General features: G+C 59.3%; 15 protein-coding genes and 1 pseudogene. 10 read left to right on the top strand and 6 right to left on the bottom strand.

The annotated features are described in order from the left end of the window. Nucleotides 1–12: 12 nt before the first annotated feature. The 6 genes from BUS06_RS21165 to BUS06_RS21140 are packed head-to-tail and all read right to left on the bottom strand — an operon-like array spanning nt 13 to nt 6,180. On the bottom strand, nt 13–1,506 hold the full coding sequence (locus BUS06_RS21165) for a M81 family metallopeptidase (RefSeq protein ID WP_074266402.1): 1,494 nt from the start codon (nt 1,504–1,506) through the stop codon (nt 13–15). Between the two features lie 41 nt (nt 1,507–1,547). Beyond that, nucleotides 1,548–2,249, bottom strand: a complete 702-nt coding sequence (locus BUS06_RS21160) for an ABC transporter ATP-binding protein (RefSeq protein ID WP_074266401.1) — start codon at nt 2,247–2,249, stop codon at nt 1,548–1,550. Further along, nucleotides 2,246–3,013 carry an ABC transporter ATP-binding protein gene (locus tag BUS06_RS21155; protein ID WP_074266400.1) on the bottom strand — a complete coding sequence of 256 codons (768 nt, stop codon included), beginning with the start codon at nt 3,011–3,013 and terminating at the stop codon, nt 2,246–2,248. Before BUS06_RS21155 ends, BUS06_RS21160 begins: the two co-directional genes overlap by 4 nt. Next, nucleotides 3,010–4,062, bottom strand: a complete 1,053-nt coding sequence (locus BUS06_RS21150) for a branched-chain amino acid ABC transporter permease (protein ID WP_074266399.1) — start codon at nt 4,060–4,062, stop codon at nt 3,010–3,012. Before BUS06_RS21150 ends, BUS06_RS21155 begins: the two co-directional genes overlap by 4 nt. Next, on the bottom strand, nt 4,059–4,919 hold the full coding sequence (locus tag BUS06_RS21145; protein ID WP_074266398.1) for a branched-chain amino acid ABC transporter permease: 861 nt from the start codon (nt 4,917–4,919) through the stop codon (nt 4,059–4,061). The genes BUS06_RS21150 and BUS06_RS21145 overlap by 4 nt, the downstream gene beginning before the upstream one ends. Before the next feature lie 52 nt (nt 4,920–4,971). Then, entirely contained in the window at nt 4,972–6,180 is a 1,209-nt protein-coding gene (locus BUS06_RS21140) for an ABC transporter substrate-binding protein (RefSeq protein WP_074266397.1), read from the bottom strand. Between the two features lie 264 nt (nt 6,181–6,444). Here BUS06_RS21140 and BUS06_RS21135 point away from each other — a divergent pair, with 264 nt between their 5' ends. From BUS06_RS21135 to BUS06_RS21090, 10 genes and pseudogenes are all read left to right on the top strand, one after another. Next, on the top strand, nt 6,445–7,296 hold the full coding sequence (locus BUS06_RS21135; protein WP_074266396.1) for a FadR/GntR family transcriptional regulator: 852 nt from the start codon (nt 6,445–6,447) through the stop codon (nt 7,294–7,296). Nucleotides 7,297–7,411: 115 nt separating this feature from the next. Continuing rightward, complete coding sequence (locus tag BUS06_RS21130) at nt 7,412–7,858, top strand: hypothetical protein (RefSeq protein WP_074266395.1); 447 nt, start codon at nt 7,412–7,414, stop codon at nt 7,856–7,858. A gap of 1,064 nt (nt 7,859–8,922) precedes the next feature. Continuing rightward, nucleotides 8,923–9,105, top strand: a pseudogene (locus BUS06_RS21125) (hypothetical protein); the annotation flags it as partial. A 126-nt stretch (nt 9,106–9,231) separates the two neighbouring features. After that, entirely contained in the window at nt 9,232–11,142 is a 1,911-nt protein-coding gene (locus tag BUS06_RS21120) for a phospholipase D-like domain-containing protein (RefSeq protein ID WP_074266394.1), read from the top strand. A gap of 3 nt (nt 11,143–11,145) precedes the next feature. Further along, nucleotides 11,146–12,423, top strand: coding sequence for an SEL1-like repeat protein (locus tag BUS06_RS21115; RefSeq protein ID WP_438803545.1), 1,278 nt, complete (start codon nt 11,146–11,148; stop codon nt 12,421–12,423). 34 nt (nt 12,424–12,457) lie between these two features. Further along, nucleotides 12,458–12,700, top strand: coding sequence for a hypothetical protein (locus tag BUS06_RS21110; RefSeq protein ID WP_174567541.1), 243 nt, complete (start codon nt 12,458–12,460; stop codon nt 12,698–12,700). A gap of 3 nt (nt 12,701–12,703) precedes the next feature. Then, on the top strand, nt 12,704–13,984 hold the full coding sequence (locus tag BUS06_RS21105) for an SEL1-like repeat protein (protein ID WP_254368927.1): 1,281 nt from the start codon (nt 12,704–12,706) through the stop codon (nt 13,982–13,984). Between the two features lie 311 nt (nt 13,985–14,295). Next, nucleotides 14,296–14,592 (top strand): hypothetical protein, encoded by a 297-nt coding sequence (locus BUS06_RS38265; RefSeq protein ID WP_254368926.1) that lies wholly within the window; start codon nt 14,296–14,298, stop codon nt 14,590–14,592. An 87-nt stretch (nt 14,593–14,679) separates the two neighbouring features. Next, entirely contained in the window at nt 14,680–15,156 is a 477-nt protein-coding gene (locus tag BUS06_RS21095) for an RHS repeat domain-containing protein (RefSeq protein WP_143787628.1), read from the top strand. Continuing rightward, nucleotides 15,156–15,431 (top strand): hypothetical protein, encoded by a 276-nt coding sequence (locus BUS06_RS21090; protein WP_074266390.1) that lies wholly within the window; start codon nt 15,156–15,158, stop codon nt 15,429–15,431. The genes BUS06_RS21095 and BUS06_RS21090 overlap by 1 nt, the downstream gene beginning before the upstream one ends. Nucleotides 15,432–15,546: the final 115 nt, after the last annotated feature.

The following is a 15,546-nucleotide window of genomic DNA, read 5'->3' as shown; positions in this document are numbered from 1 at the left end:
TTTAGCCGGCGCTCACGAAGCAATGCTTTGCCACCTTGCATCTGCATCCAGGGGATAGACCGGCCGCTTCACGCGCTCGAAATCGAACAGGCCGTAGTCCGAACTCGTTACGCCGCGGCTGTCGCATTCCACGAGTGCTGCTGCTATCGGTACGAATACCGGCCGGCAATACATCCGCGATTTGAGCAGCAGAAAACGCGCGCGCCGTGGATCGATACCGACGCTTTCGAACACGCCCAGATCCCAGGGCTCATGCGTGCGCTCGGTCAGGACGAGCGTTGCAGCGCCGATGTCGAGTACCGCGGCACGTCCCATGTAAGCGCGCTGTCCGGTGTAAGTAGGACCGCTAATGGTGTACTCGCCATCGGTGAGTGCACGTACCACGCCGGTCAACGTAAGGGGAGCCTGCGGCTTAACAGCTTCGCTGGCGAGTTTATTGCCTACTGGTAGCGTTACAGTGGCTCCCACTCCGGCCTTATGTAGTGCCGCTACCGCTTCCGGATCGCAAAGCGGTCCGCTCACGACACCGTCGAGTCCCTGTTTGAGCACCTCTGTGAGCAAATCCATCGTGTCGCAGGTGCCGCCTGACATGCAGTTATCGCCGTGATCGAGCAAGAGCACGGGCTTGTCCGCGCCTTTGGCGAGAGCGGCCGCCTGAGCGACCGAGTCTGCGAGCGGAGCGCTGCGATAAAAGAAGTCCTCCCTGTCATCCCAGATCTGTTGTGCGATGCGTTGTGCGGCCCGATCCGCGGCGGCGTGATCGCCATCGCCCACCACCACAACGCTAATACAGGGCGCCGCGATATCCGCCAGCGAAAAACCCGACAGCACCGATACCGCCAGCATCCCGCCCGCCTCGGCTGCGCGCGCGGCATCGACCGCACGCTTCATCGCGCCTTCGGCCGTCGCGCTGCGCAGCGTATGCGTAAGCAGCGGCGGCTGGCACCACGCGATCACCGGCCGTGCCCGCCGATGAATCAGATCGAACAGCAAACGCGCCGCGTGCGCGCCGGTCTCGTACATGTCGACATGCGGATAAGTCTTGAAGCTGACGATGACGTCAGCGTTGTCGATCATCTTTTGCGTGACGTTGCCGTGCAGATCGAGCGCTACGCCGATGGGCGCATCCGGCAATGCCGCGCGTACGCGGGCGAGCAGATCGCCTTCGCCATCGGCCGAGTTCTCCGCGACCATCGCGCCGTGCAGATCCAGCAACACAGCGTCGCACCCTTGCGCGGCCTCGACGATCGCATTGCAGATCGCATCGTAGGCAGCAGCCGCAACCGGGCCACTTGGGTTGGCCGAAGCCGAAACCGGTGTCACGTACTGTGCGTGCTCACGCTCGGCTGCATCGATAAACGCAGACATCGCGGTCTGCATGCCTTTGTTTTCGCGCAGTGCGTCTTCGTGCCAGCTCGGGCCGCTGCGCCCGAATGCTTCGAGCGGTGTCGCGACGGGAGAGAACGTATTGGTTTCGTGATTCATCCTGGCAATGAGGAGTTTCATGCGCTTGCCTTTGCGATTTCTTGCGATAAATGACGCTGCAGTTAAACGACGCCCACGCCGAGATAGCGGTCCTTGACCGACTCGTCGGCGATAAACGCGGCGTTTTCGCCTTCGTACACGACCACGCCCTGCTCGATGATGTAATGCCGGTCAGCGAGTTGCGAACATACCTCGAGGTTCTGTTCCACCAGCAGGATCGCGACACCCGCTTGCTTGATCAGCTTTAACTGCGCAACGATTTCTTCGACGATCACCGGCGCGAGTCCCTCCACCGGCTCGTCGAGCATCAACAGACGAGGATGGTTCAGCAATGCGCGACCGATGGCGAGCATCTGCTGCTCACCGCCGGACAATTGAGCGCCGCCATTCGCGCGCCGTTCTTTGAGGCGCGGAAAAATACGGTAGATATCGTCAAGCTGCCACGGCGAGTCTTTGCGGGCACCGAGCCGCAGATTTTCTTCAACCGAAAGCAGCCGGAAGATACCGCGATGCTCGGGCACAAAGCACACGCCGCGCGAAGCGATCCTATGCGGTGCGAGCTTGTGGATCGGTTCGCCTTTGAAGGTCACCGCGCCATGCGCCGGCGTCACGACGCCGGCGATACTCTTTAGCGTCGTCGACTTGCCGGCGCCATTGCGGCCCAGCAGCGTAACGGTCTCACCTTCGCCGACACGTAGCGTAACCCCTTGCAGGATGTGACTTTTGCCGTAGAAGCCATGAATCTGCTGGACGTCGAGGATCATGCGCGACCTCCTGTGATCATGTTGCCCAGGTACGCGCTCCTGACGCGTTCGTCGCCGCGAATTTCGTCTGGGCGGCCCTCTACCAGAACGCGGCCCTGTTGCATCACGGTGATGGTGTCGGAGATGTCCATCACGATGCCCATGTTGTGCTCGATCAGCACGACTGTGTATTCGTCGCGTAGGCTGCGGATCAGTTGCTTCATATCGGCGAGATCGTCGATACCCATACCCGAGGTCGGCTCGTCGAGAAAGATCGCCTTGGGTCGCGCGGCGAGCGCCATGCCGACTTCGAGACGCCGCTGCTGACCGTGCGACAGGGCACCCGCAGCGGTGTCCGCAAAACGCTGCAAGGCAAGCCGTTCCAGCACGCTGTCCACTACATCGTTATGCGCCAGCGTATCGCGCGGTGGTTTCCACGCATTCAGCGCACGCTTTGCGTCTACGCCTTGCGCGGCGAGGCGTAGATTCTCGCGCACGCCCAGATTGGCAAACAGACTCGTCACCTGAAACGAGCGAGCGACGCCACGGCGCACGCGTTTGTGGTCGGGCTCATGCGTCACATCGTGGCCGTCGAACATAATCTTGCCGGCGGTAATCGGCAAGGTGCCGGTGAGAACGTGAAACAGTGTCGTCTTGCCCGCACCGTTGGGTCCAATCACCGAATGCACCGTGCGCGGCAGAATGCGCAGATCGACTTCGGAGAGTGCGGTAAATTTTCCGTAGCGCTTCACGATGCCGCTAGCCTGCAGGATGGCTTCGGTCATGCGTGCTCCTCGCCTGCGTCCGCAGCGGGTGTATCGCGCCGTACAGCTTGCCAGATACGTTCGCCGAGACCCCACAGTCCGCGTTGCATGAACAGACTCACGGCGATCAACAGCAGGCCGAGCAGCAGCAACCAGCGCGGCCATAACGTAGAGAGCCAGTCGGCGAACAGCACATAAAAGGCCGCACCGAGCACCGACGCAAACAGATTGCCGGTGCCCCCGATTACCGTCATCACAAGGATCATCTCGCTTGTGTGGTAATCGATATTCGACAACGGTGCGATGCCGGTCATCAGCGCATGCAACGCGCCGGCGAGACCCGTAACCGCACCGGAGATCATAAACGCCATCAGTTTGAAGCGCTTGACGTCGTAACCGACCGCGGCGGCGCGCGCTTCGTTGTCACGGATCGCCAGCAGGGTGCGTCCGAAGACCGAATGCGACACACGCATGAGCAGCCAGAACGCGAGGAGGAACAGCACCGCAACGAAACCGTAGTACTGCCACGGTGTCGTGAGCGGGACGAGCGTCTTGCCGAACAGGGAGAGTGCAGGGCGGGGGATACTCAGCAGGCCGTCGTCTCCGCCGGTCAGATTGGGCGTTGTGTAGGCCAGAAAGTAGAACATCTGCCCAAACGCGAGCGTTAGCATGACGAAGTAGGTGCCGCGCTGACGAATCGAGAACCAGCCGACCAGAGCAGATGCTGCCGCGCCGACGATGATCGACGCTAGCAATGCGAGCGTGACAGGCGTGCCGTCGAACTTCGTCAGTATGATGCCCGCGGTATAGCTGCCCAGCCCGAAGAAGATTCCCTGTCCAAACGAAAGCAAGCCGGTAAAACCTAGCAACAGGTTGCAGCCGAGTGCGGCGAGCGCATACACCAGCACCTCGGTAGCTAGCGAGCCTGAACGCAAGGTCAGCGGTAACACGCAGACCACAAGTAGCGCCAGCAGAATGAAGCGATAGTGATGCAACGCCTGTCTGAATGTGCGCCTGGAGCCGGCTGCCGACGCATCCTCAGTAGTGAGCGTCTTCGACGTGTCGATCATGTCGCTCTCCCGAGCAGTCCGTTCGGGCGCAACAGCAGCACGGCAGCCATTGCAACGTAGATCATGAGGCTTGCGCCTTCGGGCCACAACGTGCTCATCACGCTCTGCACGATGCCGACCAGCAGACCGCCCACCAGCGCACCCAGAAAATTGCCCAGGCCGCCCACGACCACCACCACGAATGCGACGCTCAATGCCTCGATGCCCATGAACGGATCGACACCGCGGATCGGCGCGGCGAGCACGCCCGCTAGCGCAGCCGTAGCGGCACCGAGTGCAAACACGAGGCTAAACACCCGCAACACGTTGATGCCAAGCAGCGAGACCATCTCCGTCGATTCACTACCCGCCCGCACCGCGCTGCCGAGGCGCGTACCTTCGAGCAGCCACCACAGCAAGCCAGCCAGCACGGCAGTAAACCCGATCACGAACAGCCGGTACTTCGGATACACGAAGCTGCCCCAGATCACCACACCGTTCAGTGAATCCGGTACGGGCACGTTATTGCCGAGCGGCCCCCAGATCAGGATCACGCACTCCTGCAACACCAGCGCGAGACCCACGGTCACCAGAATATGGAACTCGTGCTGCTGTTCATAGACGTGTCGCAGGACCAGCTTCTCCACCACCCACGCCAGTGCGCCGACAACGATCGGCACGACAACGAGCGCGGTCCAGAAACTCATCGACCACTGCAGCGCCTGATAGCAGAAGTACGCGCCGAGCAGATAGAACGCCCCATGCGCAAAGTTGACGAAGCGCAGCAAGCCGAAGACGATCGACAAGCCTACAGCCAGCAGGAAATACAACATTCCCACGCCGATGCCGTTGACGATCTGCAGAAGATAAACGTTCATGACGTCCGTCGCTGAAGGTTGCGGTGGGCGCGGCCGCCCGACGCGAGGACTATCAGGCCAGCTTGCAACCGGTTTTGTCGAGCGGCAGGAACGACTGGCCGGAACTGACGATATCGGCGAAGTCGTCCGCGTTCTTCATCTTGTTCTTTGCCTTGCCCTTGAGCAAATAGTAATTCTTGATGACCTGATGGTCGCCTTTGCGTACTTCCTCCGGACCCGTCAAGCCTGCGTACTTCATGCCCTCGAGCGCGGCGACCACCTTCTTCGGATCGGCCGAGCCCGCCTTGACGATGCCGTCGAGCAGGATCTTCGTGCAGATGTACGAACCCGCCAGGCTGTAGTTCGGATTCTCCTTGAACGCCGCATTCGAGCGTGCGACGAGATCATGATTAAGCGGCGAGTCGATGCCGTGCCAGTACTGCGCGCCGAAGTAGACACCGTCGCACAGGTCGGCGCCGAGCGCCTGGAACTGCTCGAGCCCGGAGGCCCATGCAATCAGGATCGTGCAGTTGTTCTTCATGCCAAAGCTGATGGCCTGACGCAGCGTATCCGACGATTGCGAGCCGAAGTTGAGGATGAGCAGCACGTCGGGTTTGGCGGCGACGGCGTTGGTCAAATAGCCGCTGAATTCCTTCTCGGTGAGCGAGTGGTAGCTGTTGCCCACGTGCTCGATACCCTTCTCCTGAAACACCGCTTTCGCCGCGGACAGCAAACCGTCGCCGAACACGTATTGCGGTGTGATGGTGTACCAGCGCTTGGCCTTGGGCAGCATCTGGATGAGCGGGCGCACGGTCTGATCGATGGCGCCGAAGGTCGGCACCGACCAGCGGAAGGTCGCGCTATTGCAGTCCTTTCCGGTGATTTCATCGGCGCCGGCGGTGGTGATGAATACGCCGCCGTCCTTCTCGACTTCGCTGGCCATGGCCAATGCTTCGGAGGACAGAATACCGCCCGCGAAATAGCGCACGTTCTTTTGTTGAGCGATTTCTTGCACGCGACGCACAGCGGTGGCCGGTTTGCCTTCCGTGTCGAGCACTGTGTACGAGAGCGGTTCGCCGAGCACCTTGCCGTACTGTTCGATAGCGAGCTTCATGCCGAGATCCGCGTATTTGCCATTGGCGGCAAAGGCGCCCGACATCGGCACGGGGCAGGCGAACTGGAGCGGCTCGCCCTGGGCAAACGCGCTACGCGTAACCAGCGAGCCGAGCGTTCCGGGGACGGCCGACAGAGCGGCCAGCTTCAACATATTTCGGCGATTCAAAATGACGCTCCTTGGTGGAAAGAGACACGCATGCAACCGACTGCGAAACCGGGCTGGCCGCCGCACGGTCTTTTTTGACCGCGCTGACTGGATCTATTTATCATGATAAATAGAATGAACCCGATGCTAGGTACAATAAATTCGGGTGTCAATAAGGCAAAATTCCCGTCCCGCAGCGGGCCGGCTACCCGCCGGCGGCGACTACGGGTTTGCCCGTAGCAGGGGTGGGCAGGCGCCGACAGGCGCACATGAGGAGCATCGAAGATGGTCATGGATCGAGCCAAGGGTGGCGTCGCGATTGAAATCAAGCAGCAGAAGCGCCCCGATCTGGTCGCCGAAGAGATCAAGCGGCTCATCACCGAGAAAGACCTGAAACCGGGCGACCGTCTGCCGCGCGAGGTCGAATTGCAGGCGCTGTTTTCGGTGAGCAAGAGCACGATTCGCGAGGCACTCAAATCGCTGGAGGTGCAGGGACTCATTAAGGTGACGACCGGGCCGAACGGCGGCGGCATGGTGGTGGAAGTGCCGCTGGATCGCACGCTGCAGTTGCTGCAGAACTATCTGTTCTTCAAGGACGTCACCATCGACGATATCTATACGGTGCGGCAGTTGCTCGAACCGGAACTCGCAGCGGGTGCGGTGCCGCATCTGACCGAGCAGGATTTCGCCGCGCTCGATGCGAGCATCGCATGCTGCGATAAACCGGCCGCGGCACATGGTGTGAGCGATATCCTGAAGCAGCGTCAGGAGGACGTGAATTTCCACGACATCCTTGCGGCGGCGAATCCGAATCCGTTCTTGCGATTTAGCTGCGAGTTGATCAACGAAATGATCCGGCAACTGATCGAGTTTCGTAACGATACGCCGCAGTCCGAACATGAACGCTTCGGTGAGGCTAACGTGAAGATTCACAAGGCCATCACGAAAGCGGCGCGCGCTCGCGATGTCGAGAAGGTGCGCGAACTGATGGTGATTCACATGACCGAGGCGCCGCGCTACGTCAAACGGATGAAGGGTAAGTTGCGCGGAAGGCTGATTCTCGATTCGGAGATCCGTAAGAGGCTGCGTACGCGAAGCGCGGTGCCGCTGGAGGATGCGGAGGGGATGGGGGATTGAAGATGCTCGTCCGGCGAGTGGCGGGCGGCATGAAACGTGCTGGCGGAGAGAGGCGGAAGTGTGTGCGCAGATGGCAGCACACAACCTGAAAGATCCTCTATAAGGAATCACGCTAATGAAGCACTTCAACCGCCCCATTTTGCACCTCACGTTGGGCGCAGCAGCGCTTGCTGTGTTGTTGCCCACGGTCGTGTTGGCCGACGATGCCCCGTCTCCCTGCGCGGCGTTGAAACGCATCGTCGCCGCTGCGCCGGATGGGTTTACCGGGCTTAGTCAGGCAGAGGTGAACGGCGTCGCGCAACCCTACGGTGACGATGCGCAATGCAACGCGAGTCACGACAGCTATCAGTGTCTGTGGACGCCGCATCATGACGCGGGCTCGAGTGCAGACGCGCTTCAGTCGGTGGCTGCGGATATCGCTTCGTGCTTGCCCGATGCGACCCACGATCAGAACTCGCCGGCGCGACAGCATTTCTATTTGGGAGCGCGCGGCAAGCGCACGCAGATTACCGCGACGACGGCTGGGGCGGCCAAGCTTAGGCTGGTGGTGACGGGGAAGTAAGAGGCGCCTATTCAGTCGCGTACCAGGCGGAGGCGGCGTCACCGACGTCATACATCACATGCGGCATCTGGTGCTTGGGGCGCGGTACGTCACGTCGGTATGTAAGGTTCACTCGTTCTAGGCGCGGCGGGTTTTGCTAGAGGGCAAGCGCGCGGTGTGACGGCGGGGATCGACTTGCGTTGACACTGGCTGCCAAGCTAACCGATGAAGTCACCGCGCAGTCCGTGCAACTTGGTCTGGAGTACGTGCCGCCGCTGCCGTTTCAGGCAGCACTCCGGAGACAGCATCCGCCGCCGTGCCAGAACGGACGATAGCGCGCAACGCGCAGAATCATTCATCACGTCGCCCGGTCGCAGAAAATGTGCAGCCGACTATCGGCGCGTGGGGCCGCGATAGTTGGTGGCTCGCTGCGAAGGCCGCTGCTAGCGCTGGCGGCGCGCCCGAAGCAGCGCGCGGTTAACCCGCTACATCAATGGCTTGGCTCGCTTGCTCTTAGATTATCCACAGGCTTATGAACGAAGTCTGTGGATAAGTCTACCCCGCGACGCACAAGGTCTACAAACATCTATTCCGTTTGAATTCAACGACGTAGTTGTTGGCAAACGGCCTTCGGTTCTCCGTATCGTCGTGACGGCCCGCTCCTGAAGCTCACCGCCGCCGACCATGGCCGCGTCGTGAACGGCGGCAGCGGCCTGTCTGGCCGGGGGCATGCCGGGGTGAAAGGCATCAGCGTCCACTTCCGTTATCGTTACCGCTTCAGAAAAATCATAGAGTGTGATTTTTCGTAGTCCCTATCATTGAAGAAGGGAAAAGTGACTCGATAACCGGATTGCAGAGTGGTTTTTTGGGATGAAAAACCACTCTACTATATCGGGCGTGGTTCGTCATTCGCCACACATTTCTCCGGAAGGGTGCCTTTCCGACGCTCTGTTTTTGTTGAACAGCAACGCGTTCGAATTTCAAAACCTTTTGAAACTCGCATCGGCACTTTCCGGACGTGTCCGATCGCCGGGTGCGGCGCCTCGCACAGCGCGGACCAACAATCAGAAAACAGGGACTTGTGTATGGCGGAATTCGATCGGGTTGCAAACCTGCTCACAGGACGGCAGGCGTATTTCCTCGATGTGGCCGGCACGGACAGCGCGGCGGCGCTCTCGGTCGTCTCGTTCGAAGCGACCGAAAAGATGGGCGCACCCACCGAGGTGCGCATTGTTCTGACGCATCCGTTGCAGCTTGCGCAGGCTGACTAACGGTGCGCTCGCCAATGGAGGCTTTCACTTCTACGAGGGGCAAAGCGGTACGAATGCTGGCGCGGTTGATCGCGCGCAGCACCGCGCCGACTATGACGAACTGCTTGATACGGATGCCTGACCATGACCCAGCAACCGCCGATTACCGTACCCATCGCGCTGTCGTGCACGCGGAGCGCGGTGATAACCCTGCCGTGGTTCGTGCAGAAGACGGAATATCGCCCAAAGGCTGCCAACTACACGCCGCTTGTGAACGGCCACGAGGCGTTCGGAGCACTCTATGACGCCATTGACAAGGCGACACGTACCATTGATTACATCTGCTGGGGTTTCCAGCCGTCGATGTATTTCAAACGGGACGGTGGCAAATCGCTGCGTATTGGCGATCTGCTCATCAGGAAGGCCAAAGCGGGTGTCAAGGTTCGCATCCTGTGCTGGCTCGATTCCGCCTGGATCGCGCAGATCGGCGAACAGGAGGTGCCGGGGTGGACCGAGGGTGCGCGGTTCATGACACAGAACGAGGATGCATATCAGATCGCCTACGACCGGAACTGGTATCACAATGCCCGGTTGCCGGCAGGCGGCAAACCTTCGGGTGCAGCGCCTGCCGGATCGCAGATGTATACCGCACTCAGACAGGACCCGTACCAGATGTTCGGTTCGCAGTCCTTCAGGGATATCGGCATCGAACTGGTGACGCGTGACTTCTCGCTGCACGACCGCGAGGAGATCATGTATCGGGAAAAGCTCATGCGGGGAAGCGGCGATGGCCCAACATCCGGGACTATTGGCGCATACGGTGCGGAACCCTCCCATCACCAGAAAATGGTGCTGATCGACTATGAAGCGCCGGAAGTTGCTGTGGGCTTCGTGATGGGACATAACACGCTGGATGCCTATTGGGACGATGACCGTCACAGCTACGCGAAGAAAACGCCGGGCCTGGGGCGCAATGGTGATACGCCACGGCAGGACATGTCGGCCATCGTCGCGGGGCCGATTCTCGAACATCTGAACGACAATTTTTGCTGGGCGTGGCAACGTGATGCGAAGGAAGACCTGCTCGCAAAGCGTAGTGGATTTGCGGCGCAGTTAGAACCGCGCGACAGGATCGGTACACGCGTCATGGCGCAGATCAGCCGCACGCAGTCGCAGGAGGGCGTGCGTAACATCAGGGCGCTTTACCTTCAGGCGGTCAATAACGCAACGAAATTCATCTATATCGAGAATCAGTATTTTCGCTGGCCGGCTCTTGCGGAAAAGATCAAGAGCGCGGTACAGGCACAGATCTGCGCCGGACGTGATCCGGCAAAGCCAGTTCATCTTTTTGTTGTGACCAACGCGAACAAGGACGGTATCGGGCAGGGGCCTGGAACGACCTATGACATGCTCAATAGCCTTGGCCGCGCGGACACCATTCCGGTCATCGCGAAGGAAGAGCGCAGTGACGCGCTCGGCTCCGCATTACAGGATGTCCGGAAAGAGGTTACGGCGGCGAACACGCAGATGCGCGACGCGAGCAGCCCGCGGGAACAGGCCGACGCACAACGCGCGATTGACGCAGCGCAAGCCGGGCAGGCGAAGCTGCAACAGCAGTATGACGACAACCTCAACGCAGGTAAGGCGGTTCTGCCGCAGCCGATTCCGGGTCTCAAGGTTCACGTCTGTTCGCTGGTTGCGCCCGACTCGCCGCCTGGTAGTGCGTGGACGCCAGTTTACGTTCACAGCAAGATCATGATCGTTGACGACGTGTTTCTCACGCATGGTTCGGCCAACATCAACCGGCGCAGCATGGAGGTGGATAGCGAGCTAAACATCTGCCACGAACGGATGGACGTGACGCAGCCGCTGCGAAGGCACCTGTGGAATATTCATACGGATGGTCGAGGCGCGCAGGATGACCCAGAAATAGCAGCGAAAACTTGGGAGGACATCATCGGCCGGAATAAGGGAAAACAAAAAAACGCCGAGACACCGATCGCCTCGCTTGTTGGTTTCATGTGGACTGGCGCGAGTCGTTTGCGGCTGGACTGAACGATGAAGAAACGAAGCAAATTAATTGCAATCTGCCTGGCGCTTGCGCTCAGCGCCTGTTCGAACAAGGATAATCCGATGCCCACTCAAGCCGAATGGAGCGCCGTGCGCGCGAAACTGGCCTTTACCTGCGTCCATGAGGCGGACCACCTGCCGCCGCTCGATCCGCAGGCTGATACGCTGTTCAAATATGCCCTGTTCCTCGAAAAGAAACCCGGCCCGAAAGACTACGATGCGGCCGCCCGCTATTATCGGATTGCCGCGGCATATGGTCATTACAAGGCTAACCACAACCTCCAACTGCTGGTCTCCACCGGGCAGGCATCGTCGCCCCACGCGGCCACAGAAACGGTTGATCTGGCCGAACAGTTGATTGCTGAGGGCATCCCGGGCGGCTACTACGACATGGGTCACTACCTCGAACTCGGTTACGGCGTGAAGCAGGACGAGAAGAAGGCGCGGATCTATTTCCGCAAGGCCGCTGACCTTGGTAGCGCCGAAGGGCAATATTATGTCGGTGACCTGCTTTCCCCAAAGGATCGCGCGCCGGACATTTCACGGCAGATGATGGAATGTGCCGTCGATCAGGGATATGGCAAGGCTGGCAGCTATTTGGGCATTGACCTGATGGACGCCAAACTTTATGAGGAAGCTGTCGAGGCGTTCCAGAAGGGGGTGCAGGCTGGTGATGCGCAATCGTCGTCATTTCTGCAAAATGGATTCGATACGAATCCATCGGATGAAATCTATTACGTCGGACAGTCCAAAGATTCTGAACGCTCACGCCGGTACGGACTGATCTGGAAGTTTCTCAGCGACCACGATGGCCTGAATCCGAAGGTCCCGGACATCGACCGGATCGTGCCGCTGCCTCCCGCGAAGCTACCGGAGTGGGATGGTACGTTCCAGTGGCAGAAGGAGCAGGACGCCGCCCAGCCACCGCAGAAGCCTGCCGAGTCGCTGGTTACAAAGCTGGCCCGTGAGAAAAACCTCGACCCTGCGACGGGCCTGCCTCTCACGCCGGCTAAAAAGGACAACCGTTTGCCGCTTGGCGCCACGGCTCGCACCAACGAGTTCTGCCCGCAGGATGGCGTCTGGCGCGCGAAACAATGGGCGGGTTTCAGTCCGGACGCGACACAGCGGATCGGCAAGGGAGAAATCATGCCGCGCCTCACCATAACCCAGCCGCGTGCCATACCGGGACTCGACGCGTTGCTTGGGATGCGCCAGCACCATACCGATGTGACGTGGAGCCTGGTTGCCTACAGCGACGAGGCGTAGGACACCCGGTTCGGCCAACGTCGACCGGCGCAGCATGGAAGTGGACAGCGAACTGAACATCTGTCACGAGCGCATGGACGTGACGCAGTCGCTGCGAAGGCACCTGTGGAATATCCATACAAACGGGCAGGGGGTGCAGGATGACCCTCAAATCGCGAGCAAGTATTGGGAACAGACAATTGCTCGAAATGCCGGCAATCAAAAGATCGCACTAGCTCCCATCGCATCACTCATTGGATTCATGTGGACGGGCGCGAGCCGTTTGCGGCTGGACTGAACGATGAAGAAACGAAGCACATCAATTGCGATCTGCCTGGCGCTTGCGCTCAGCGCCTGTTCGAACAAGGATAATCCGATGCCCACTCAAGCCGAATGGAGCGCCGTGCGCGCGAAACTGGCCTTTACCTGCGCTCACGAGGCGGACCACCTGCAGCCGCTCGATCCGCGGGCTGATACGCTGTTCAAATATGCCCTGTTCCTCGAAAAGAAACCCGGCCCGAAGGACTTCAATGCTGCTGCGCGCTACTACCGGATTGCCGCCGCGCATGGTCATTACAAGGCCAACCACAACCTGCAACTGCTGGTGTCCACCGGACAGGCATCGTCGCCCCACGCGGCAACGGAAACGATTGACCTGGCCGAACAGTTGATTGCTGCGGGCATCCCGGGCGGCTACTACGACATGGGCCACTACCTCGAACTCGGCTATGGAGTGAAGCAGGACGAGAGGAAGGCGAGGATCTATTTCCGCAAGGCCGCAGATCTCGGTAGCCCCGAAGGGCAATACTATGTCGGCGACCTGCTTTCCCCAAAGGATCGCGCGCCGGACATTTCGCGGCAGATGATGGAGTGCGCAACTGACCAGGGATATGGCAAAGCTGCAAATTATCTTGGTATAGACTTCTCGACCAACAATCTGTATCCCGAAGCAGTCGTGGCATTTCAGAAGGGTGTGAAAGCTGGTGATACGCAATCCGCACTAGCCCTTCAAGAAGGGTTTAGTGGACCACCACCAAGTAATAAGCTTTTCTTTCTGGCACTTACTCATGATCCAGAGCGCTCACGCCGCTATGAACTGATCGGCAGGTTTATCGACGACAACGACGGCCTGAATCCGAAGGTCCCGGACATCGACCGGATCGTGCCGCTGCCTCCCGCGAAGCTACCGGAGTGGGATGGTACGTTCCAGTGGCAGAAGGAGCAGGACGCCGCCCAGCCACCGCAGAAGCCTGCCGAGTCGCTGGTTACAAAGCTGGCCCGTGAGAAAAACCTCGACCCTGCGACCGGCCTGCCTCTCACGCCGGCTAAAAAGGACAACCGTTTGCCGCTTGGCGCCACGGCTCGCACCAACGAGTTCTGCCCGCAGGATGGCGTGTGGTGTGCGAAACAATGGGCGGGTTTCAGTCCGGACGCGACACAGCGTATCGGCAAGGGAGAAATCATGCCGCGCCTCACCATAACCCAGCCGCGTGCCATACCGGGACTCGACGCGTTGCTTGGGATGCGCCAGCACCATACCGATGTGACGTGGAGCCTGGTTGCTTACAGCGACGAGGCGTAGGAAAAATCACGCCCTGTGATTTTTGAGCAGGGATCGATATTTAAAAGCTGAGTGGAAATGCGACCATGGAACCGCGAAGGTATCACGGTGATCTGTGTCTATAAGCGTAGGCGCCTGCCTCTCGCCAGAATCCAGGCGGCGGCAGAGGCAAGGGGCGGACGGTGCGCGAATCTTGGACGGTCGAAGAAGCGGAGCAAGCGTCTGAAATACGATTTTGCAGGATGAGTGCGGACTGACGTTGCCCCCGTTGCACGCATCCCTCACTGTATTCCTTGGTTCTGACCTACACCGAAGATACTAAGCAGTTGATCATGCAGGCTGTAGATTCAGCCAAGCTGGCTCCTCTAGTGAGTGGAGTTATGGAAGTACCGTCTTTTTTAGACGGTGACGAATTCAAGTTTGACGATGAATTGGCGCGACAGCTTGGAGTTGTGGTGCTCAATGTGATTGCAGCGGGACGACCGAACCTGTCCGCATTTTTGTGTGCAAGGCGAGTTATAAAACGTTACTCGGCCAACATCGGCCTGATCTACTCCGAGACGACCCGTACAGGGACGTTGCGCAAGTTCGGGTTTGATTACAAAGGCCGGATGGTGCTGGTGAACTAGTTCGCGGTCGATAACATAGGGCCGGACAAGCTAAAGATCGATTTTCAGTATGACGATAACGATCGCATTGTTGCCACGGTGGATCCGTTGGGCAATGCAACGCGGTACGCGTACGACGGCAAGGGGAATCTTGCTTCGGTAACCCATCCCGATGGCGTGCCAAGGCTCTGCGTTGAATGCTATATGGCGTGGAAAGCGAAACTGCCGGGGAAGCTGTTTGGCGACGAATTGAGCGAGGCGTTGCCGGATTGGGGTGAGACAACGGAGCTGATGCTGAGCGATCAGGCGCAGATTCCTTATCCCGCTCTGGTGCCGGATTTGACCGGCTCTGCGAAGAGATCAACGCTCTATAGCGCGCTGTTCGGAGCTGGCGGCCGTGACGGTGGAATGGTTAAATGTGCAGGTAGCGGTGATAAAGAGTGGCTCGAGGCGGAGTGTCATGCGAAGTATGAGCGCGATATGTTCAAATGCAACGCGCTTGCCAAATATATGGGTGGGTTGGCTGGCCTCGCGCTTTGCAAGCAGAACGCATTTGCTGACTATCAAGATTGCAGGGGGCACTGATGATTCAATTTCCGCCATGTTCCGTGGTAGTAACCTATGACCAGGATCGTCAGCAGTTGATCCTGCAGTCGGTCGAGAAAGCGAGGATGGCCCCTGCTTTGAAGGGGGCAATTGAAATGCCCGTTTTGCTGGACGAATTCGAGTTCAGACTCGACGATGAATTTGCGCGTCGGTTTGGTGCTGGCGTGCTCAGTCTGATCGCACTAGGTCAGCCTGACATAAAGCAATACATGACTTTTACAGAGGCACCGACCGACAAACCGTCAGAAGAGTAAGCAACTGCGGTTCGGTGCAACGAGCGAACGATGTTCGATGGTTGCACCGGGATCACTGGAGACGATTGCGGCCCGTACTTTTATGTGGCCTCTATCCTGCGGCGCCTCCGCATCA

The organism is Paraburkholderia phenazinium (assembly GCF_900141745.1).
GTDB lineage: Bacteria > Pseudomonadota > Gammaproteobacteria > Burkholderiales > Burkholderiaceae > Paraburkholderia > Paraburkholderia phenazinium_B.
This window is presented reverse-complemented; position numbering and strand designations above follow the sequence as displayed.

Bases quoted from the DNA above. Each gene is read 5' to 3' on its own strand.
- BUS06_RS21165 (WP_074266402.1), bottom strand. From the start codon at position 1,506: ATGAAACTCCTCATTGCCAGGATGAATCACGAAACCAATACGTTCTCT.
- BUS06_RS21160 (WP_074266401.1), bottom strand. From the start codon at position 2,249: ATGATCCTCGACGTCCAGCAGATTCATGGCTTCTACGGCAAAAGTCAC.
- BUS06_RS21155 (WP_074266400.1), bottom strand. From the start codon at position 3,013: ATGACCGAAGCCATCCTGCAGGCTAGCGGCATCGTGAAGCGCTACGGA.
- BUS06_RS21150 (WP_074266399.1), bottom strand. From the start codon at position 4,062: ATGATCGACACGTCGAAGACGCTCACTACTGAGGATGCGTCGGCAGCC.
- BUS06_RS21145 (WP_074266398.1), bottom strand. From the start codon at position 4,919: ATGAACGTTTATCTTCTGCAGATCGTCAACGGCATCGGCGTGGGAATG.
- BUS06_RS21135 (WP_074266396.1), top strand. From the start codon at position 6,445: ATGGTCATGGATCGAGCCAAGGGTGGCGTCGCGATTGAAATCAAGCAG.
- BUS06_RS21130 (WP_074266395.1), top strand. From the start codon at position 7,412: ATGAAGCACTTCAACCGCCCCATTTTGCACCTCACGTTGGGCGCAGCA.
- BUS06_RS21120 (WP_074266394.1), top strand. From the start codon at position 9,232: ATGACCCAGCAACCGCCGATTACCGTACCCATCGCGCTGTCGTGCACG.
- BUS06_RS21115 (WP_438803545.1), top strand. From the start codon at position 11,146: ATGAAGAAACGAAGCAAATTAATTGCAATCTGCCTGGCGCTTGCGCTC.
- BUS06_RS21110 (WP_174567541.1), top strand. From the start codon at position 12,458: ATGGAAGTGGACAGCGAACTGAACATCTGTCACGAGCGCATGGACGTG.
- BUS06_RS21105 (WP_254368927.1), top strand. From the start codon at position 12,704: ATGAAGAAACGAAGCACATCAATTGCGATCTGCCTGGCGCTTGCGCTC.
- BUS06_RS38265 (WP_254368926.1), top strand. From the start codon at position 14,296: ATGCAGGCTGTAGATTCAGCCAAGCTGGCTCCTCTAGTGAGTGGAGTT.
- BUS06_RS21090 (WP_074266390.1), top strand. From the start codon at position 15,156: ATGATTCAATTTCCGCCATGTTCCGTGGTAGTAACCTATGACCAGGAT.